This is a genomic window from Companilactobacillus sp. FL22-1 (genome assembly GCF_043951805.1).
In the GTDB taxonomy this organism is placed as follows: domain Bacteria; phylum Bacillota; class Bacilli; order Lactobacillales; family Lactobacillaceae; genus Companilactobacillus.
Genome location: NZ_JBINJY010000007.1, coordinates 174363 through 196884 on the forward strand (window position 1 = coordinate 174363; position 22522 = coordinate 196884).

The window sequence follows — 22522 nt, forward strand, 5'->3', positions numbered from 1 at the left end:
CAGTAATATTGCTGGATTTATTAGGATAAATAGATAAAGCGAAAGTATCCCAACAATTCCCCAGACAAAATCAAACTTGAAACAAATCCTAATTTCATATAATTACAGGCATCTTTAAATAGATTTACCGAACAGAAGGTTTCCAAACTAAGCATAAAGATAAAGATAACGTGAAATCCCCGAAATACGACTAGTTTAAAATAATCATCGTGAAAGTTCCGTATCTTCTTCGTAAGGCATCACTAATTTTAAATGGTAATTTTCTTGTTTTGAATTCGTTGTCAAAATAGTGTTAATTAAAAAAAATACCAATCTCACAATATAGTTGAGGTTGGCATTTTTTAATTTAATCTGTAACCATCTGATTCCGATACAATCCTGCATAGAATCCATTCTCTTTTAGCAATTCTTCATGGTTACCTTGTTCAATAATTGAACCATTCTTCAAAACAACGATCTTATCAGCGTTCAAAATCGTCTTCAAACGATGGGCAATCACAAAACTAGTCCGACCTTGAATTACTCGATCCATCGCCGCTTGGATATTAGCTTCAGTAACGGTATCAACGTTTGATGTCGCTTCATCCAAAATCAATAACTGTGGATTGGTCAAAATCGTTCTCGCAATTGACATCAATTGTTTTTGGCCGGCAGAGAAAACACTCTGTTCATCGGAAACCTCTGTCTCATATCCATTTGGCAAACTTGTAATAAATTCATGAATATTAGCTTGCTTAGCAGCATCGATTACTTGTTCCATACTTGCCGTTGGATCTCCATAACGGATATTGTCAGCAATCGTTCCCGAAAATAGTTGAGGGTCTTGTAAAACGATTCCAACATTTTCACGGAGAGCTTTTAATGAAAATTTGCGAATGTCTGTCCCATCAATGGTAATTGATCCGCTATCAACATCATAGAAACGATTCAACAAATTCATGACGGTCGTCTTACCAGAACCAGTTGGTCCTACCAATGCGACCATCTCGCCTTTATGAACTGAAATCGAAACGCCGTGTAAAATTTCCTTGCCAGGTAAATAACTGAAATGAACATCGTCAATTTGTAATTCTTGCTTAATACCTGATAATTCTTGACCAGGTTTGGGCTCTATTTCATCTGGTTGGTTTCTCACTTCATCGACTCGGCGCGCTCCCGTAATGGCTAATTGAATCATTCCATAGAGCGATGTCAACGACATAATTGGTTGATAGTATTGTTGTGCATAGTTAACAAAGACCACCACTAAGGCCAAAGCTGCCCCAGTTGATAAAGTACCATTTAAGGCGAACCAGGAACCAAAGAAGATGACAATGGCAGTATTCAAAAGCGACATCCCTTGCATCAAAGGATTCAAAACTCCAGACCAAATTTGACCTTTTAAAGCTGAGTTACGAACCTTTTGATTGTGCTTGAGAAATCCTTTTACGGAGTCATTCTGCAAGCCATTAGTAATGATGACTTTTTGGGCGGTCACTTGTTCATTGATATAACCATTCAAACTTCCCAAGTCATCTTGTTGCTGATTAACGGCAACGCTAGCTTTTTTCATTACAAAGGCTGCGATAACTAAGGCAACCGGTGTGGAAGCCATCGTGACCCAAGCCATCGTGACGTTCTGATCAAACATGACGATCAACAAACCGATAAATTGTGCCACTGATAAAAAGATTTCAATCAAAGCCTGATTCAAAGCATTAAAAATATTATCCAAATCAGAAGTATAGCGGGCCAAAATATCACCATCGCTGTGCGAATCAAAGTATTGCACTTGCATCCGTTGCATCTTTCTAAATAATCCCACTCGCATTGTACCAGTCGAATAAGCTGTGATACGGGCCAAAATCAAACTGGCAATGAATAACGTTCCGGCATCACCTAAATACAGACCTAAATAAATCAGTAAGGTTTTGTGAAAATTACCTAAATTAGCATTAGCATGGGTTGCGGTATGAGTCCACTGTTGAACGTAAGTTGTTAATTCAGAAACAGCTCGTCCCAAATATGTGGGGGCAATAACGATACAGGCAGTAGAAATGCCAATCAAAATTGCCGTCATCAAGAATCCAAACCAATATCTTTTAAAATAATGGCCATAGTATTTACTAGCATTCTTTAAGTCGCTCATGACATTCCCTCCTCTCGTGCCTTTTGTGTTTGATAAATTTGTTGATAAACAGCATTATTGGCAACTAATTCATGGTGAGTGCCATTTCCAACTATCTGGCCATTATCCATTACTAAGATATGGTCAGCCCTAATAATGGAAGAAATCTTTTCTGCAATAACCACGGTAGTTGTCTTTTTCAAATCTTTATCCAAAGCTTCTTGGACCAGTTTTTCAGATTGAGCATCCAGAGCGGAAGTCGCATCATCCAAAATCAAAATCTTTGGTTCCGCAATAACTCCTCTGGTGATAGAAAGTCGCTGCTTTTGTCCCCCGGAGAAATTAGAAGAACGTTCTTCAACTGGAGCATCATAAGTCATTGGCAAACGGTCGATAAATTCCGAAGCTTGAGCGATGTTGGCTGCCCAGGCCATTGTTTCCATATTGGCATCGGATCTAACTTGTCGTAAATTAGCAGAAATTGTGCCTGAAAACAAAGTTGACCGCTGCAAGACGTAAGCAACTGTTTTACGTAAAGAAGCCTCTGACAATTGTTTGACATCAACTCCCCCAACTTTGACAGTTCCAGAATCAGGGTCGTACAAACGTGCGATCAATTGTGCCAAAGTTGTCTTACCTGACCCAGTTGCGCCAACAATTCCGATCATTTCACCCACTTTAGCTTTAAAACTAATATCTTTCAAAGTTGGAGTTGCATCCCCTGGATAAGTGAAGGTTACATGGTCAAATTCGATCTCGCCTTCAACGGGTTCATTATTACCTTCGATATAAGTCATACTTGGTTTTGTATCCATAACTTCGCCAATTCGGCCCAGTGAAATATTTGCTCTTGAAGCCATGATCATTAAAAAGCCACCATTGATGACCGCAAATAAAATTTGCATTAGATAGGAAATAAAACTAGTGATCGCAGCTAAATATGCTGGATGAACGGTAATATTTTGACCAACGATGTAAACGGCTAAGACAACTGCGATGTTAGCTGTTAAAAAGAAAGCTGGCATCAAAATCGCAAAGTTGTAGCCAATTTTTGCCGTAACTTTTGTCAACCGATCAGAGGCTTTAGAAAATTTTGAAATTTCATTGGGTTCCTGAACAAATGATTTCACGACACGAATACCCATCAAATTTTCTCGAGCAACCGTGTTAACATCTTCGATATTTTGTTGAGTTTGAGCAAAATAAATACTCATCTTTTTGTAAGAATACCAACTAACACTTAAAACAATCACCATCATACCCAACAAGACCCACCACTGTTGCGGCATGGTCACCATAGCTAAAATAAAAGCCCCGATAAACAGCAATGGAATTCGGCTAATTTGTTGAAAGCCAGCCATCACGATCTGTTGAACCTGATTGATATCATTTGTCATTCGCACGACTAAATTAGAAGCTGAAAATTTTTCCACATCGGCATAAGCAAACGTCTGAATTTGTTCATATAAATCAGCCCGCAAATCAGTAGCCACGCCCAAAGCGACCCGTGCCGAATAAATCGTATTTATGACTCCAGCTAAAATTCCCACGATAGCTAAACCGATCAAGACTAATCCTTGCTGAAAGATAACCGTCTTATTGTTATTTAAAATGGCATTCATAACTACTTGCAATAACCGTGGTTGCCAAAGAGTTGCAAAGACTAAAGCTATGACTGAAATCAAAGCAATGGCTACATCTTTTCGGTAACGTTTGATATATGGTAGCAATACCCTCATAGAGTTTCCCTCCTTCTCTAATTCAAGCCTTAAATTGAGAGTTAAAAAAGGACAAGACGCCTAAAAACACAGCAGCATCTTGTCCAGCCAGGCTAAAAAAGCCGACCCTCCGATAAATAAAAGTTGAATTAAAACGTTATTAGAAATGGTACACTGATTAATTATTAATTTCAAGATTATATTTGATAAGAATAAAAATATAAATGAAATTTTAACATTGCTAAATCTTGTAAATTTACAAACAAAGCTGCTGAAATTTATATCATGAGTGATTAGGAATCAAACTAAAAACCAAATATGATTTAAATCCTTAAGTTTGGATTTTTAAATATGTATATATTGCTTCTGTCTTCTCGGAGGTATGATGAATCATCAAGAGGTGAAGGAACAATAACCTTTATAGTATTAATGAAATTAAAAGAGATAAGGAGTGTTTAACATTTTCAATCAGTTAAACACTCCTTATTTACTTATTTAACATCAAGCTGATTAATTCTTAAGACACCGTTAAACTTAAATTATTTAATTATGACTATCACCTACAACCTTAACCTTTACTCTAGTTGTATCACCAGGTGCATATGAGAGTGGAATTTCTTCTACAGAAACTGTAGAAACAGTATTTTCAATTGCACCAGCACTGACAGCCTGTTGTCGTGCTTGCCGTTCTGCGTCATTAATGGCATCTGTTCTTGAGATATCAACATATTGATAAACCTTTTCGAATTCACCACCAATTTGAGCAATTGTGGCTCCAATTGCATTTGCTACCCCACCATACTGATCAGTGTATATATGAGAGACTCCATGAAGATTCTGTGGAGCAATTATTGCACCACCACCTACTAGGATAACCGAAATATCTTGAGAACTAGTCTTCATACAATCAAGTCCATCCTCCAAAATTTCTTTGATCTTAGACATTGCTTTCAATGCAAAGTCATTATCCAAATCTTCAATTAATTTAGGATCGCCAACTTCACACATACCTAATTTGGTCGCAATATCAGTCGTTGTAACAGTATTTCCACCAAACACTTTTGCTTTTTCAGTAATTTGATATCCAACACTATCTGGACCAACTGTTACTGTCCCGTCTTCCTTTTGTCTTACAATGCTTCCACCACCTAAACCAATAGATAGAATATCTGGCATACGGAAATTAGTTTGAATACCACCGACATTTACTGATTTAGAAGATTCACGTGGAAATCCATTGACTAAAACACCAATATCAGATGTTGTTCCGCCGATATCCAGCACTAATGCCTCTTTTTGTTTGGATAAGTATGCTGCACCACGAATGCTATTGGTGGGGCCACTTCCAATTGTTAAAATAGGATGACTTTTTGCATAATCAATCGACATTAACGTTCCATCGTTTTGACAAAGGTATTCCTGTGCATCTGTAATACCTTCAGATTTTAAAGCTTTGCAGAAACCATCTGTAACTAATTTAATCACTTTGAATAATGCTGTATTTAGAATTGTTGCATTCTCACGACCAATTAACCCAATTGATCCAATGCTTGAGGAACAAGAAACTGGCATACTATTACCAAGTATTTGATGGGTCAGTTCTGCAACTTTTTCTTCTTGATCATTATTAATAGAAGAGAAAACTCCAACAATAGCGACTCCATCTATTCGGTTTTTCCAACTCTTTAATATTTCCCTAACCTCATCTTCATCAAATGGACTGATTTCATCCCCATTAAACTCATATCCACCATGAACCAATGAATAGGAATCAGACAAAATTTTGGTAATATCTTTAGGCCATTCTGTATAGGGCAAAATTGAAGCGGTTGCTGGATAACCAATTCTAATTACACCAACTTTACCAAGATTTTGGCGTTCAACAATTGCATTTGTCGCTTGGGTGGTCCCCAACATTGCTTCAGAAATATAATCGGTTTGAATATTACTCTGTACGATCACCTGATGAATAGCATTGTTAATGCCACTTTCAATATCTTGGGTTGTATGAGTTTTGATGCTTGATACAACATTCAGATTGTCATCCAAAATAACCGCATCCGTATTTGTTCCTCCAACATCAATTCCTAATTTATACATGTGATTCACCCCAACTTTCCACAAAATCTTGATATCTTTTTTCAATAGGTACATAGTCAACTTCATACTTGAAGTACCGAGGACCAACTGATGCTATTCCTGCAGGAGTTCGCCATTTATCATCGGCGGGTAAACCAAGAATATGGACACGTTTGCCATATTTGATTTCTTCATTTGTCACAGGTTGAAGAGTATCAATATCTACTATCGTAATTAAATCTGGAGCCGTGGCTAATACTTGTTCATCAGCCTTGAAAATAATGTTTTCATTTTGGAATTCAATCTCACCCGTCATCCCAAGATTCTTATCCAAGCCTTTAATTGTCGTTTTACCAAAGTTAAAGCCATCTTTTGTTGTATGTTGGATATCAATTATTTTCCCTGTAAACAGACGATATCCCTTAGTTATTTCCAGTAACTGATTCAGAGCTTCATCAATCGAACTGTATTCGTTAGAATGTTGTATCAAATTACCAATTTTTTGACTTTTTGTGACAATTCCTAATACACCAGCTTCACGTAACTCCCTGCCGGTAAGCCCATCACTAGCACTTGTTGCGGTTGCTCCCATCTGAACAGTTGTAGAACGACCAATTTTTTCGGCCCACACAGGGTTGACAGTGTTAATCAAATTTGTATTACCGCGTTCGTCAGTAATGACCATGGGTGTAACATCGTGTCCAGCTAAAACAAAAGTTGACATTTGAAGTTCTGGAAAAGCCCTACCCATTCCATCAGCGTCTACAATTGGTAAATTCATATCACTCGCTGCCACAATAGGAATCATTGAGTTGATTCCTCCTGCTTCAATAGGAAATGTTCCATAAATCTTTTTACCATAATAGTTTTCCAACATCTCAAAAGAACGTTTGAATTCACTACCATTAGGGAATTTTTCTAAGGAAACGGCCGGAGCTCCAATCCCTGAAGCTGAAACAAATAATTCATCATCGGGAGCCTCTTCGGGAGAAATCAATTTAACTGGTCCATTTTTCTTGATCATTGAAAGTGCCATTAGCTTACCGATATATGGATTCCCTCCACCCCCAGAACCTAGTAGTGCAGCTCCGATAGCAATTTCTTTTATATCTTCTGCAAAAAGTTCTCTACTCATGCCTTATCGTCTCCTTCATTTAAACCCTAATTAAGTATTTTTGTACTTTCTGTTTTCTTACCAAACAATTTCATTCCAATGTAGTAGATTAAACCAGAAGCAATAATAACTGTTATTGATTGAATTCCCGAAGTAACAAAATATCCGATTAACGAACCACCAATCCAAGCCACAATCGTAACAATTGGGAACTTATCTGAATCATCAGGCAATCGTCCTGAAGCCCGACTTACATCAAGGGATTTTCTATTTCTTTTTAAAATCCAATAATCAACAAACATGATTGATGCAACCGGTGGGAAGACAACTCCCAAGACGGTTAAAAATGATGAAAACTTATCAATAACACCAATAACAGATAAGAAAGTTCCTAAACAACCAGCTACAATTGTTACCCACGCTCTATTTAAATTTATATGAAAAACTTGTTTGAAGAAATTGACAATGTCCAAACTAGCTGAATACAAATTCAAATCATTAACTTTAACTGACGAAAGAACAATTAGAGCAATTCCAAACATACCTGTTAATTGGTAAATGATAGGCATGATTTGGCTTGTTCCAACTGCATGCGCCATCAAAACACCAATAACGTTGACACCAAGTTCTCCAACTAATGTACCGATAACACAAATCCAAAAAACATCTTTACCATTTCTAGAACGCCGTGTTAGATCAGGCATGATTATTGCACCAACAATAAAATTACCGGTAACCATTGTAATAGCAGAACTTAAAGTCATCGCTGCACCCGGAGCTGCCATCGTTACAAGTCCAAAGATGGTATGCCCCTTCATCATGTTATAAATGGCGACACCTAAAACAACTAGAAAGGCTGGCACGGAAATATTTGTTGTCCAGCTTAAACCTTTGAATCCAAAAATAACTGACAAAGTAACCACCAAACCCGTAATAGTCGAAACTATTCCAAAATTTGCATTTTTACCGATGATAGAAACAATTCCCTGAGCAAATACAGAGTTTTGTATTCCAAACCAGCCAATTAAACTGATGGCAAAAGTTAATCCAACAACTGCAGAACCAATTGTTCCAAAGCCTGTCCATTTGGATAGTAAACTCGTTGCTAATCCCTCTCTTTGACCAGCCAAGCCTAATCCATAGGCAATAAATTGCAAAATAACACTTCCAATAAGTGTTGATAGAACAGCATCTCTAAATGACATACCGTAACCTAACTCTGCTCCCAACATAAATTGGCTTAAACAAACAAATCCACCGATTTGAACCATCAGGATTTTCCACATTGGATCTCGTTCTTCTTTGGGAACTCGTTGTGTAGAATAATCGTCAAACGTTCCTTCACTAGTTTGTGGCTCTGTTACCAAAGGTTCTTTTTCATTATCCAAATCCATATGTAAATCCTCCTTATCAAATATCAGTAGTGTGTTTCTAATGTGATTAGATTTAGATTAGAAAAACATTATTAACATTAGATTTATGTTAGAAATATTAACAGATTATTTGTGTTTTTGCAATAAATTGTCAACATTAATTTGGATTTTTGATTTTTATAAAGGAATAGCTGAACATTTTCCAGCATTCATTAGTTTTTATTAATTAAAGAATTCTAATAAAAAGTAATTGACAGTTTTTATTTGAAATTCTTAATTATATCTTTAATTCAGAAAAGGAACCTAATTAATCTGAACTCTTAAGTTTGGACATTTAATTAGATCTTGGTATGAGCGGCTTGACAATAACCCTTACGGGTATGAGGAAGGTTCTTGCTTGATTTACCGTTATACCAAGTTTCACAAGATTCTTAAATCTTATTTTGATTTTCTTCCATGATTTCCAGATATACTGTCTGAATTTGGGACGGAGTAATTAATCAAGATTTTTGATTGGTTTCCTTAAAAAACATAGAAGCTCCTACCTCAATTTCACTTAGTGAATAACTTGAGAAATTGCTTAACTTCTCCTTTTGGCTTGTCCACTTGAATTCACTAAAAAAACCCTTAGTTTTTACCAAAACTAAAGGGTTCATTTCAAATCGGAGAGATGATTTAAATTTCTTTTTATGAGAAAAAGTCTGATTCGACTACGTTTTTTTATTTATCAATCCTACTTTTAAATTGAGAAAAAATAATAATTAATAATCCACCAATAATAATTCCAGTCGTATTAGCAATGACATCGTTAATATCACTAGTCCGATTGATCAAGAAATAATGTGATAAATAATACTGCGCTATTTCAAAACCACTACTGCAAATTATGCCGAACACTGCCAGAATCAATAATGGTATTTGTGGAACTGATTTTTTGATTATCATTCCTAGAGGAATTGTTAAAATTATATTTTCAAAGAAACCGACGTCGTGAAAATAAAGCCTTGTCTCATTCACACGTCCAATCCCTGGCGGCAAGATCTGGACAGATAATCCGTCAATTGAGATGGGCGTGAACAAAATAGCACTGATTCCTATCAGGTAAAGCATTGTTAACAATGCTAATGGAAAATGTTTAGAGTTTTTATATTGATGGACCACAAATAACGTGACACAACTTAAGATTATTAGAATAATTGTTATTGGTATCCATCGCATTTTGGGCCTCTTATAAAACTTTCATTTAGACCGCTATGCTACCATATTTATCCTCAAAAACAAAATCGACTCAAGATTGAACTTTGATGTATTCATCTTTGCCAACACGAAAATATTCTTGACCATGCAAGTACAATACTTGATCAACTTTCCAAGAACTCTTAGCTGGCAAAGTTTCCTTGATAGGTGTCCCTTGAGCATCGTACAATTGAACTTCTTGATCTGCCTGATAGATAGTAGAAACTGGTTCTGTAGCGACAATTCCATCAACTTTGACATAAGCGTCTGTAGCTACTCGATACATTTTGACCCCATTGATCAATACGTAACCATCAGTATTCCAGCTACTACCTGCTTTTAAGCCTTGGCTTAGCAATTGACCTTGAGAATTATAGAGCATTGTATTACTTGGTACCGTGACGACACTCTTTGCATCAACTGGTTTAAAGACAATACTCTCATCTGCGGACAAGTATTCATCAGTCGCCACTCGATAAAAGGCCTGTCCATTGATGGCGACGATTTGATCGAACTTCCATCCACTATTTGGTGTCAAAACATCTTTAATCGGCTGACCTTTGCTGTCAAAAAGAGTTGTCTCTTTGTTAAAGGTCTTTAACTGTCCCGCTCCTGGCAAAACAGCTTCGTAGTCACTAGCCGCAATGTACTCACCTTTTGATAAGTAAAAGAGTTTACCATTGACCTCAGTTGTTCCTTGCACACCAATTGCTGCTAAATTACTACCAACAGTGGTGTTTTTATCAACCATTTTAACTTGAACTAGTTGAGGCTTAGTTGGAGCTGTTGTTGGAGTAATCACTGGTGTTTCGACAGAAGGAGCGGATTGAACGGGGTTTTGACTGAAGACTAGATTGACTACCTGAGGATTTTGAGTAAAGCTACCTTTCAAAAGGCCAGCGTCACTAGTCAATGAATAACCTTCCACCTCACTATCAGCAGTTAAATCATAAGGACTACCAATTGTTGTACCGGCGACGACCTTGGTTAAAGCTTGACCATTTTGTTCGATTGGTTTACCGCTGGCATCTAAGTAATTGATCGTGACTGTTGGATTCTTTTGCCAAATCAATGGTTGAACGTTAGTAATAATGGTATCGAAAGTTGTATTACCAACTGTCTGAGCGACATAGGCGTCAGGATTTGTCGAATAGTCCCAGCCAATATGTCCATAAGTCAACTGTGCAGCCGACGAATCTGGTGTCTTCAAAACGTAATTATCATTGCCAAGATTGGTTAAATTATCATCAGCAAGACCTGCTTTAGCGACTGTGTAACTAAAATGATAAGTGTCAGCGATATCTTTACCATTTATGCCAATGATTTTTGGTGCGGTAAAACTAATCGGTTGATTTTCAACGGCGTAAACTGGTGTTGCAATTCCGATCGTATCATTTGAAGCAATGGCCGTCACACTATTACCGGTCGAAGTCCCCTGTAGTGGCGAGAAATCAGTAATTTGTGAATTAGTCAATTCAATTAAATGACTGCTTTGCCCATTATCTGCATATTTATCCAAAGTTGGTTCAACGGCTTTTAGTTCCTGATCATTCAAACCACTATTAACTGAAACCTTGGGGTCACCATTTAGTTCAAGATCAGTTGCTCTACTAAGGTCCAAATTGCTCAGTTGATTTACATCGATTTGTTGACCCTTGGGCGAACTAAAATTCCCTGAAAGGGTTAAACTTTGAAAAGGAATATTCTCCAAGGGGCGCAAATCAGGATTAGCTTTGTCATCAGCTGCTAAATCAACTTGAAAACTTAAAGTTGATTTAGCTGGCATCAACTGCAAATATTGCATACCATCAAGACTCTCAATCGGTGTATCTTGGTCATCAGACATCGAAGTTTGTGTCTTATTTTGACGTAAAAGATAATTGGTTTCACTGATTAACACATTGTTTGGGAGAATTTTTTTAACTTCACCAACAGTCAGATCCTGAGTTGGCATCAGACCAAAGCTGTTTTTAACAATGTCACCTAATAACGGATCGGCAAACTTAACGACTGTATCATCGGTCACATTGCTGGGGATTGCATAAGGATTCGTTGTATTATCTGTGCTTGTTACAGGTGGTGTTGGTTGTGATGGAGTTTGACTAGTAGCACCAGGAGCAACACTTGCAGTTGGTGCTGCTACAGGATTTTTAACGATATTGATGGTAGATGTCGAACTAACAGTACTAGAACTCGAGCTCGTTGCAGTTGCCCCAGTCGCGCTTGGATTGGTTGTGGCCGCAACAGTTGAAACCGTATTTGTAGTTGAAGTTACCGTTTTAGGTGTGGTTGTATCTGCTGCTGTATCTGTCGCAGTGGCCGACACTTTCGAATCGGTCGTTGGTGTTGGAGTTGTTGCTGTTGAAGCTTGTGATTGGGTCGTTACTGGTGTCGCTGCAGTCGAGGAATCCGTGGTCGCTGCTTTAACACTTTGGCTTGAAACTGAACCTAAAATGATTGCTGAAAATAATGAAACACCAAAATATAAACTCTTTTTATTCATTAACATTTCAATCCACTCTTTTCTTTGTTTTCGCGCTCATTTTAGTGCATGTTTAAACAAGAATGAATCATTAACCATTACCTTCCACTGACCGGTTAAAGCAATATTCCATTAATAACTACAGCCAAGCCATTTTATTCCGAAATGACATTTTGGAAAAATCCTTTTGCTAAAAGCGCAAATAGAGCAGCAACTCAAAATTGAGTCACCACTCTATTTACATTAATGCTCGGCAGCAAAACCTTTTTTGTCTTGCTCCCATATTAGTAACGGAATATTAATTTCTCAGTCTACATCAGGCTTTGTGACATGAACTGATCGGCTTTGAAGAGCTGTTAAAAGGCCAACGCCTACAGCTACTCCAATAATAATTGCTAAAAAGAATAAAAATAGATTATTGGTTGCCCCAAGAACTCCGACAATCGGGCCACCATGCGGTACAACATCAGTTATTTTGAAAATTGCACCGAAGATTCCAGCAACTGCGGAACCTAAGAGAATTGAAGGGAAAACTCATTTGGGATTAGCGGTTGCTGAAGGAATCGTACCCTCAGTAATCCCAATTAGTCCCATTAAAACGGCAGGAACAGCTGCAGCTCTTTCATCTGAACTGAAGTTTTTACCGTTAATCAAGGTAGCAATTCCAACTACTAATGGAGGTACTGGAATTGCACAAGCTACAATACCCATTATTTGAGGAGCATTGGCCGTAATGGAAGCAACTCCAAACAAGAAAGCGACTTTATTGATTGGGCCACCCATGTCAGATGCGACCATTAATCCCATGATTCCTCCAAGTAAAATACTGGTTGAAGGGTTGGCAGATAAAGCTTTCAATAATGATTCTAAAGCGGTCATCAACCAAGAAATTGGCTGACCTAACAAATAGACAAAGGCTCCTGATAAAATTGCCGTTCCTAATAATGGAATTATAAAGATTGGCATTATCGGGCGTAATTCTTTTGGCACCTTCCAAGTATTGATCCATTTAACTAGATAACCACCCGCAAAACCAATCAAGATGGCGCCTAGAAAACCTGTTCCGGCTTTTGTCCCTAATATGTCGGGACTATTAGCGACTAAAGCACTGATCATTACTGGAGCTAAGGCAGCCCGTCCTGCAATCGCATCGGCAATATATCCAGCTAGGACTGGAATCATCAAAGTAAATCCTAAAACTCCGACTTGATTCATAACTGACCAAACCGTACCTTTAGGAATCACCATGCCACTGCTTGTCGGATGGCCACCAAAGGCAATCGATAATGCAATGAATAATCCCCCTATTACAACGAAAGGAATCATGTGTGAAACTCCATTTAATAATTGCTTAACAACTGGTGATTGTTGAGTTTTTTTTGTTGTTTTTACAGTCGTTTCATTCTCATTGTTATCCAAAAAATTTCCAACATGATACACCGGAGCCGTTTCACAAAGTTTGATTAATGATTCCGGATCTTTAATAGCCGTGGTAGTGTCACCAAAAACAACTTTTTCGCCATCGAATCTTTGAATATCATCGACAGTCACGTCAGCACCGAAAACTATGGCATCGGCGTTCACAATATCTTCTAAACTCAAAGTGTTTTCTGTCCCCGAAGCACCTTCAGTTTCAATCTTAACTTTCGTATAACCTAACTTCTTGGCAGCTTCTTCCAATTTCTCAGCCGCCATGTATGTGTGGGCAATTCCCACTGGACATTTAGTTACCCCAACTAAGGTAGTCATTGATCCATCCCCTTTTCAACTTTAGTTACTCATTTACCACTTCTGCAACCATTGCGTAAAGAACTTTCGGATTCGATAGATTACGTAGAATTCTTTCAATATATTCAGTTTTAACTAGATTTCGGGACAACTGCGACAATAATTTCAAGTGTTCGTTGTCAGTCGTATTCTTAGGGGTTAGCAGTACGAAAACAATTCTTACGCCATTACCATCAAGTGCCTCCCATTGCACCTCTTCCTTGAATGTAAAGATACCAACTATTGGTTCGTCAAGTGTCGACACAACCGCATGTGGAATGGCTAAACCGTGAATGAAGCCCGTTGTACCAAGCTCTTCTCGCTCAAAAAGACCATCTTCTAACTCTGATTCACTGACATCGATTTGGGATGCGAGTAAATTGGCTATCATTTTCAAAGCATCATCTTTAGTATTGGTACCCATCTCAATGTCAGTAAAAATATAATCAGGTTCAAGTATTTGTTTAGTCAAAGTCATTTGCTCCTAATAAATCAATAATTTCTTGCGGATCATCACTGATTAAAAGTTGATTGATCAAAGGTTTGTTCTCAACTAATTTATTCAATTGATGATAGATTTTTTTCAAACTAGCCGTATCGATTCCTTTTAACCCCATGAAGAAAGCTAAATGAATCGTCGTTCCTAACCAATCGATACCTGCTTGTGATTTAATAATGCCAATGAATGGTTTCTCAACAAAATCAGTTGTACTGTGTGGCAAAGCGATCCCATCAATGGCTGTACTGGACAAAAGTTCTCGCTTGACTGCTGCTTGAAAAATTCCGTCTTTGGCCAACTTTAAGTCAACAGCTTGAGTGGTAATTTGCTTAAGAACGGCTTGATAATCACTGCCAGTTTCATTGAAAATTATCAAGTCAGGTCTCAGTAATTCCTTAAAAGGTGTTGGTGGTAGGTTGGCTTGTTTGATATTGGAAACTAACTCCAAAATCGATTCTCGATCAGATGCGTTCAAAAATGGCGTTACTAAGACAGCAGGTTTGGGTGCATTGAGCAAAGCCACGGTGGAAATGATAATGTCAGTTGCAATGTTTTCCTTAGGTAATTCATGCAAAGTATAAATTGCCTTCACTTTCACAGAATCATGTAAATTTTGGTTGATTTTTTCTTCCAAAAACTTAGCTGTTCCGATTCCAGAATTACAAACTATCGCGGCCGATACTTTTTCACCGACGATGCCTTTACGTTCGCTAAAAGATTCGAAATACATTCCTATATAAGCAATCTCATTATCTTTGAAGACAACATCAAATTTTTGTTGAATCTTGCTAGATAATTCCAGTGCCTCTTCAAAGGCAAGCGGATATGAACGTTTGAAATTCTCAGTATAGGGGTTGACTGTGTGCATCCCAAACTTGATTCGCTTGATTGCCATTGAAATATGCTTGCTGACACCATCTAGAAATTGATCATCATAAATATTGACGTGTGTATCTGGTCCGATAATCAGTTTTTTGATAGCTTCGATCTCATTGTCCTCGTCGAATTGAAGAGATTCGCTATTTTCCAACTTGATCAAAATTACGAAATTATTCAGAAATCTCTTTTGATCAGCAGAAAAGATATATTGAAATTTTTCTTCAAAACTGCTGGCTAGACAATCAGTTTCATGTTCTAACGGCGTTGCATGATATTCAGTCTCTCGATCACGTAAGAAAAAGCTTGAATTACTGAACAACGTGTATTGAATCAACAGATATATCACCAAAGAGGTGTATTCATATTCCGTTGTCCTAAAATGGTAATATTCCAAGAACTGGTCAACGAATCGAAATATTCTTTCGGCAGTCTCTTTGCTGAAAAAGTTGCTCAAAATTGGTGGTAGAATTACGTTGTTTTTATTACTTTGATTCAAATCTTCTCCCCAATAATTGTGAAAAACGTCAATCATGAATGCATATAAGTAATCCTCTGGCATTTTTAAACGCAAGTATCCAGAATTATTGATCAAAGCACCATTATTATCTGCCAAAAACTTTCGCAACCAGGCAAGGTCGTTTTCAATACTTCTTTGACTAACGAACAACTTCCCAGTCAATTCAGAGATTGTGATCGTCCGCTTTTCAAACAATAATGAGGCAAGAATGTACATCCTTCGATCCTTGGGTGTGATAGGATTCCAAGAATCTTGATATACAAATTCTTTCTCAAAATCAGCCCGCTTGCCTACGAAATATATTCCCTTACCTCGGTCTCGAACCAGTTTCAAATTGATGCCTAAACTATCCACGTACGAAGCGATATTTGACAAATATTTTGAAATGGTTGGCTTAGAGATTTCAAAGTTTTTTTCAAGGTCAGAATAATGTGCTGTTGATTTATTCCAAATGTACTTACTTATGTCAATTTCTAGATCAGAAATAATCACGATAGGCCTCCTTTCTCTTCTAGCTGATAGCCCTTACATATAATACGAAAAATTATTCTTTAAATACCGAAAGATATTTTAATATTTAATAGTTAAAAGTTTGCGTAAACAGGCTCCTCGTGTAAATCAAATCTCCCAGTTATTCAGCTATTTGAGGGGAACTTTAACATAATAACATGTTTAAACATTTAGTAAACAAATTTATTTAATTTAGGCAAAGCAATTTAATTATCAAACGAAATTTAGACAACCTCCATTTTCGATTTTTAATAATTTATTTTTCATATATTAAGTTGTATGATTGTTAAATTATGAGCAAATAAATAATCTTAACCTTTTATTTGAATCAAACTTTACAATCTTTCAGGTGATTTTGAAAAGAAATCAGCTTTGTCAAAAGACTTATTTTGAGCAAAAAAAAAGACAACCCAATTATTGAGTTGTCTTTTCGATGAGATTACTATCTTAACTTAATCCCAATCATAATCTGTTGGATCATTTAATCCACGTCCAGTTGCCTTATCCAACATAATTCTTTGTTCAAAGTGTGCTACATTTCTCTTAGTTTCTTTAACCATATCAGGGTTAACAGATACATAGTCGATACCGCTTTGAATCAAGAAGTTAGTGAATTCTGGATACTCAGATGGTGCTTGACCACAGATTCCAACAGTCTTGCCATCTTTATGTGCAGCTTTGATCAAGTGACGAATAGCACGTTTAACAGCTAAGTTACGTTCGTCAAAGAGGCCAGAAACTGTATCATTGTTACGATCACAGCCAAGGATCAACATTGCTAAGTCATTTGATCCAATTGAGTAACCATCGATGAATTGATTGAATTGATCAGCCAAAATGATATTTGATGGAATTTCGGCCATCATGTAAACTTTGAAGTCAGCTCCACGAACTAGGCCTTCATTTCTCATAATATCTGTAACTTTTCTAGCTTCATCAACTGTTCTGACAAATGGAATCATAACGTTCAAGTTCTTCAATCCATATTCGTTTCTAACTTTCTTAACAGCAGCTAATTCTAGTTTGAAGGCTTCAATATATTTTGGATCGTAGTAACGAGAAGCACCACGCCAACCTAATAGATCAGCTGGTTCTTGTGGTTCATACTTTTCGCCACCCTTTAGTTTACGGTACTCGCTGGACTTGAAGTCTGATAGACGAAGTACCATTGGTCTTGGAGCCATTGCACGAGCTACCTTGGCAATTCCGTTTGAAAGCATGTCGACAACTTTCTCAGGATGTCCTTGTTCAATCAAATATAGTGGGTGTTCATGAATAAAGGTTGTCCAGAGGAACTCTTCACGCATCAAACCAATTCCGTCAGCAGGCAATGATGAATATTTGTCAACTAGATCAGGATCACCCAAGTTCATCATGACACGAGTTGCAGTTGGAGCAAATGTTTCAGCTGCTACTACTTGAGCGTTATTTTGAGTTGATGGATTTGATTTCTTCAAAAGACTTTCAACTTTTCCACGGTAAACGATACCATTCTTAGCATCAACTGTAACAACGTCACCGGTCTTCAAAGCCTCAGTTGCAGCAATCCCTTGACTCTTAGTCCCGACGATACATGGAATCTGCATTTCACGAGAAACGATTGCGGCGTGACAAGTCATACCACCACTGTTTGTAACAATGGCTGCAGCCTTCTTCATTGCAGGAACCCAGTCAGGTGAAGTCATCAAAGTTACCAAAACTTCGCCATCTTTAAATTCATTAATATCCTTTGGATCATCGATTACGTGAACAACGCCACTAGTTAAACCAGGACTTGCTGGTAAACCACGAACTGCTACTTCAGCGTCTTCTTCAGAAACAATGTCTTCGTCTTCGGCACTATTTTTCTTCTTCTTTTGTGACCAAACTGTTTCAGGACGAGCTTGAACGATCCAAAGCTTGTTGGTATTGGAGTCCAAAGCGAATTCCATATCCATATAACATCCATAGTGACGTTCGATCTCTTTAGCATAGCCTGCTAATTCAATTACTTGGTCATCTGTCAAAACTTGTTTATCTTGAATATCGCTTGGAACTTCTTGCTCAACTGTTCCACCATTCGTAACTCTCATCAATTCAACTGGTTGTTTGATGATGTTACGATCAACGATTTTCATTGATTGCTTATCGATTACAAAGTGGTTTGGTGTAACCTTTCCAAGAACAATGTACTCACCTAAACCATAAATTGCATCGATCACGATCTTAGAATTGTCACCATTAGCTACATTAACTGAGAACATAATTCCTGAAGCCTTTGAAAAGACCATCATCTGAACTGCTGCTGAAAGAGCAACTTTTTCGTGTGAGAAGCCTTGCTTGTGACGATAATATGTTGCACGGTCAGTGAATAATGATGAATAACATTGTTGAACCCGGTTAACTACGTCCAACTGTCCTTTGATATTCAGATAGGACTCTTGTTGTCCAGCAAATGATGCGTTAGGCAAATCTTCTGCTGTGGCTGAAGAACGAATAGCAACGAATGGATTCTCTTGCCCCATTTTGTCCCCTAGATCAGCGTATGCTTTATTAATGTCGTTTGCCAAATCTGCTGGCATTTGAGCATCAACAATCAAGTTTCTGATCTTTTCACAAGTTGCATGCAACTCGTCAGAATCTTCGTAGTCTTTAATTCCTTCCAGCAATTCGTTAACTTTATCATTCAAACCAGTTTGTTCCATAAAGTAACGATATGCGTGGTCCGTTGTGGCAAATCCATAAGGAACCGGAACATTCATTGAAGAAGTCATTTCTCCTAATGAAGATGATTTGCCCCCGACTAAGTTGACATCTTTACGATGTAATTCATCGAACCATAAAACGTTTGCAGTATCTCTGTCGCTCATAATACTACCTCCATCTAAAATTTGATAAACACACTATGAAAAGAAGCTAATTACTTTATTCAAGTAATATTGATTACGTTTTTATTATAGTTCATATATTCACAAATAGTAACCCATTTTTTGATTTCAATAAAAAAAGCTTTTCCATAGTCATTTAATCCAAAATAAATTTGATAAAGTTAAATGCAGATAGACCGCTATCTAATAGGTTTTTAAAAAATCCAATTTTATATTAGCTTTTTTAATAACAATTACATACAATTGTTATTAAATTAACAAAGTCAACCAATTTGAACAGTTTCTTCAAATAAAATGGTTTAAAAAAAGCTATCTCTATCTACGATTTGGTCCCTTTTTGGGATTGATGATCATCTTGTTTTTTGAGATTTTTGTGCAAACGCACAATTATTTTGTATTTGCTTGTTCTCGCCATTTCTTTAGAATAATAAATCTAGCTTCTTTATTCTTTATCGTGTGGGTAGATTAATTCTACTGACACGATTTTTATATCAATCCAAAGAATAAGATCAAAGATTAAAGTATTACAACAATATTCGATATTAAATAGTATCTATAAAGACAGGATCACATCAAAAGCCAATATGGTTAGATTTCCCCTATGTTCAAACTAAAAAGCACCGAAGACCCGATAGATGTTCTTGAGCAACTTGAAGAGGATAAAATTCTAGATATAAAGATGGATAATAAGTTTAGTAAGGACAATTCGTCATTGGCTATCTTTGCTACTCTTTTTGCGAAATAGCTAATCAAGAACTCGAAAAAAGTTCAAGATTTTCTCGTATGTGAGAATTTCTTGAACTTCTTGTTTGTTAGAACACAGCCCCAAGAATTACTGAAGTATGTAACTGCAAAATATGTCTTCTACCAAGGAACAATACCTTTAGTATCAGAGAACGTACCACTTACTTCGTTTGATTCATCGGTTGCTATTTCAACAGTCCTAGCAACACCTTGCTGTACGGTTTTTTGACCACTTTGACCACCGCCACCAGCAAAAGTTGTATCTACCCAGCCTGGGTTCACCGCATTAACAGTTATGTTGGTGTCGCTTAGTTCATTCGCTAAATCTACTGTAAACATATTAACCGCAGCTTTAGATGCTTGATAACCAACCGCCGTATGTCGATGCACACTAGGGTCAGAGGATAAAGTCAAGGAACCAACTTCACTAGAAATATTAATTATTTTTGCAGTTTTAGCTTTTCTCATGAGTGGAATGATATTTTGAGTGACACTGATCAAACCAAAGAAATTAACATCAAAGTCTTTTCTTACAATATCCAATTTAATCTTTGAAGGTTTCTCGTGATTATCTAGTGCAATACCAGCATTGTTAATTAGGATGTCAATACGACCATATTTTTGTTCAATGTATTTTGTTGTAGCTTTAATACTTTCTTCATTTGTAACATCTATTAATACCAAATCAGTCTCAATCCCATTAGATTGTAATTTTTTGATTGCTTCTTGTCCTAACTGTTTATTTCTTGCACCTAATAAGATGAACTGCCCTGCTTTGCCTAATTCAAGAGCTAATTCAAACCCCATGCCCTTGTTCGCACCTGTTATCAATGTGATTTTCTTATCCATAATTGCCCTCATTTGTTATTTTGTTATGATGGTTGTAATAGTACCCCCTAACGTAACGTGAGGACAAGACAAAAAGGGTCTAAGTCAAATCGTGTTGGTGAGACCTATTTCTAAGAATCATACCTTAATTGGTATGATTCTTTTTCTTGATGTCCTTTTTTGATTGGTCAAAAAAAATCGTGCCAGTAGAAATCATCTACCAACACGATAAAGTTTAGACCCATATTTAAGGGGGTATTTTTAAATAACTAAATATAGTTTTACCAATTAATAATTCAAATGTTTATCTTGATCCAAGCCATTAATAGCTTCAATTTCGTCATCTGTTAACTTAAAGTCAAAGATATCAAAGTTAGCCTTAACGTGATCGATATTAGATGATTTAGGGAAAATAACAAAGCCTGTATCTACTTGCCAACGAAGCACTACTTGAGCGGCAGTCTTTTCGTGGACTTTGGCAATCTTATTGATGGTTTCGTCTTCCAAAATCAAATGACCGTGGCCAATTGGTGAGTAGCCTTCATTGATAATGCCATTATCACGATCAAACTTAGCCAATTCTACTTGGGTCTTGTAAGGATGACGTTCGATCTGGTTGACCATTGGTTTAACTTTGCACATATCAAAGACTTGCTTCAATTGTGCTTCAGAGAAGTTTGAAACACCGATAGCTTTAACTTTACCTTGATCGTAAAGTGTTTCTAAGGCTTTCCAAGTATCTAAGGTTAAATCGAAGTTGTCATTATTTGGCCAGTGAATCAAATAAAGATCCAAATAATCTAGTTGCAGGTCCTTCAAAGTTTGCTCAAAGGCAGCCAAGGTCTTGTCATAGCCTTGATCGGAATTCCAAACTTTTGAGGTAATAAATAAATCTTCACGTTTAACATCTGAAGCTTTTAGGGCTTGACCTACTTCAACTTCATTGCCATAAATATGTGCACAATCAAAGTGACGATATCCGGCATCCAAAGCACCCTTCATTGCTTCAGCTACTTCAGACCTCTTTATTTCATAAGTTCCAAAGCCTAATACTGGAATGGAAACGCCATTACTTAATTTTTGATATTCCATACTTATCCTCCCACATTTTATAAATATCACTATATACAATTATATATTTTTTTAGATTTTTTCGCTTCCGAAATGTCTTACGCTATTTTTTTAATGAACTTTAGCGTTATCCTTGAGATATAAAATATCCAGAGGAGGTTTTGAAAATGTATCATGCAGCAGAAAGTCGTTACGATAACCAACAAGTTCGTCATGCCGGTAATTCTGGTTTGATGTTACCACCGATTTCTTTAGGACTTTGGCGCCATTTTGGTAGTGCTGACCCACTTAGTGATCGTCGGGACGTAATTTTACATGCCTTTGACAAGGGAATCTTTCACTTTGATGTGGCCAATCATTACGGTAATGGTCAAACTGGCTTTGGTAGCTCCGAGGAATTATTGGGCCAAATTCTAAAAGATGATTTAAAGGCCTACCGTGATGAATTAGTTATTTCCACTAAGGTCGGTTATGAAATCCATGATGGTCCTTACGGAATTGGTACTTCTCGTAAGTCGCTGATTCAGGGTATCAATGACTCATTACAGAGATTAAACCTTGATTATGTTGATATTTACTATGCTCATCGCTATGACGATCAGACTCCAATTGAAGAAACCGTTCGTGCTTTAGACGACATAGTTCGGTCAGGCAAAGCTTTGTACGTTGGTGTTTCCAATTATGAGGTCCCTGAAATGAAAAAAGCTATTGCTCTCTTTAAACAATTAGGA

The 22522-nt window shown here is 37.1% G+C and carries 14 protein-coding genes; 1 reads left to right on the plus strand and 13 read right to left on the minus strand.

Going from position 1 to position 22522, the window contains the following annotated elements; translation table 11 throughout:
• Positions 1-346: 346 nt before the first annotated feature.
• From ACG72T_RS07670 to ACG72T_RS07730, 13 genes are all read right to left on the minus strand, one after another.
• Positions 347-2128, minus strand: coding sequence for an ABC transporter ATP-binding protein (locus ACG72T_RS07670; RefSeq protein WP_395265597.1), 1782 nt, complete (start codon positions 2126-2128; stop codon positions 347-349).
• Positions 2125-3846, minus strand: coding sequence for an ABC transporter ATP-binding protein (locus ACG72T_RS07675; protein WP_395265598.1), 1722 nt, complete (start codon positions 3844-3846; stop codon positions 2125-2127). Before ACG72T_RS07675 ends, ACG72T_RS07670 begins: the two co-directional genes overlap by 4 nt.
• 522 nt (positions 3847-4368) lie before the next feature.
• Positions 4369-5925 (minus strand): hydantoinase/oxoprolinase N-terminal domain-containing protein, encoded by a 1557-nt coding sequence (locus ACG72T_RS07680; protein WP_395265599.1) that lies wholly within the window; start codon positions 5923-5925, stop codon positions 4369-4371.
• Positions 5918-7039, minus strand: a complete 1122-nt coding sequence (locus ACG72T_RS07685; RefSeq protein WP_395265600.1) for a DUF917 domain-containing protein — start codon at positions 7037-7039, stop codon at positions 5918-5920. The genes ACG72T_RS07680 and ACG72T_RS07685 overlap by 8 nt, the downstream gene beginning before the upstream one ends.
• A gap of 26 nt (positions 7040-7065) precedes the next feature.
• A complete protein-coding gene (locus ACG72T_RS07690) occupies positions 7066-8412 on the minus strand; it encodes a purine-cytosine permease family protein (protein ID WP_395265601.1) in 1347 nt (448 codons plus the stop codon).
• A 699-nt stretch (positions 8413-9111) separates the two neighbouring features.
• Positions 9112-9609, minus strand: coding sequence for a VanZ family protein (locus tag ACG72T_RS07695; RefSeq protein ID WP_395265602.1), 498 nt, complete (start codon positions 9607-9609; stop codon positions 9112-9114).
• Positions 9610-9679: 70 nt separating this feature from the next.
• Positions 9680-12130: an SLAP domain-containing protein gene (locus ACG72T_RS07700; protein WP_395265603.1), complete on the minus strand. Its 2451-nt coding sequence runs from the start codon at positions 12128-12130 to the stop codon at positions 9680-9682.
• A gap of 513 nt (positions 12131-12643) precedes the next feature.
• Entirely contained in the window at positions 12644-13858 is a 1215-nt protein-coding gene (locus tag ACG72T_RS07705; RefSeq protein ID WP_395265604.1) for a PTS fructose transporter subunit IIC, read from the minus strand.
• A 25-nt stretch (positions 13859-13883) separates the two neighbouring features.
• Positions 13884-14348, minus strand: coding sequence for a PTS sugar transporter subunit IIA (locus ACG72T_RS07710; protein ID WP_395265605.1), 465 nt, complete (start codon positions 14346-14348; stop codon positions 13884-13886).
• Positions 14341-16263 carry a BglG family transcription antiterminator gene (locus tag ACG72T_RS07715; protein ID WP_395265606.1) on the minus strand — a complete coding sequence of 641 codons (1923 nt, stop codon included), beginning with the start codon at positions 16261-16263 and terminating at the stop codon, positions 14341-14343. Before ACG72T_RS07715 ends, ACG72T_RS07710 begins: the two co-directional genes overlap by 8 nt.
• A 470-nt stretch (positions 16264-16733) precedes the next feature.
• The gene (gene ppsA, locus ACG72T_RS07720; protein ID WP_395265607.1) at positions 16734-19130 is read right to left on the minus strand and encodes a phosphoenolpyruvate synthase; all 2397 of its coding nucleotides are present in this window, start codon (positions 19128-19130) and stop codon (positions 16734-16736) included.
• 882 nt (positions 19131-20012) lie between these two features.
• A complete protein-coding gene (locus tag ACG72T_RS07725; protein WP_395265609.1) occupies positions 20013-20741 on the minus strand; it encodes an SDR family oxidoreductase in 729 nt (242 codons plus the stop codon).
• Positions 20742-21008: 267 nt separating this feature from the next.
• Positions 21009-21812, minus strand: coding sequence for an aldo/keto reductase (locus ACG72T_RS07730; protein ID WP_395265610.1), 804 nt, complete (start codon positions 21810-21812; stop codon positions 21009-21011).
• 146 nt (positions 21813-21958) lie between these two features.
• On the opposite strand from ACG72T_RS07730, the gene ACG72T_RS07735 reads away from it, so the two are divergent.
• A partial coding sequence (locus tag ACG72T_RS07735; protein ID WP_395265611.1) for an aldo/keto reductase occupies positions 21959-22522 on the plus strand: 564 nt, incomplete at its 3' end.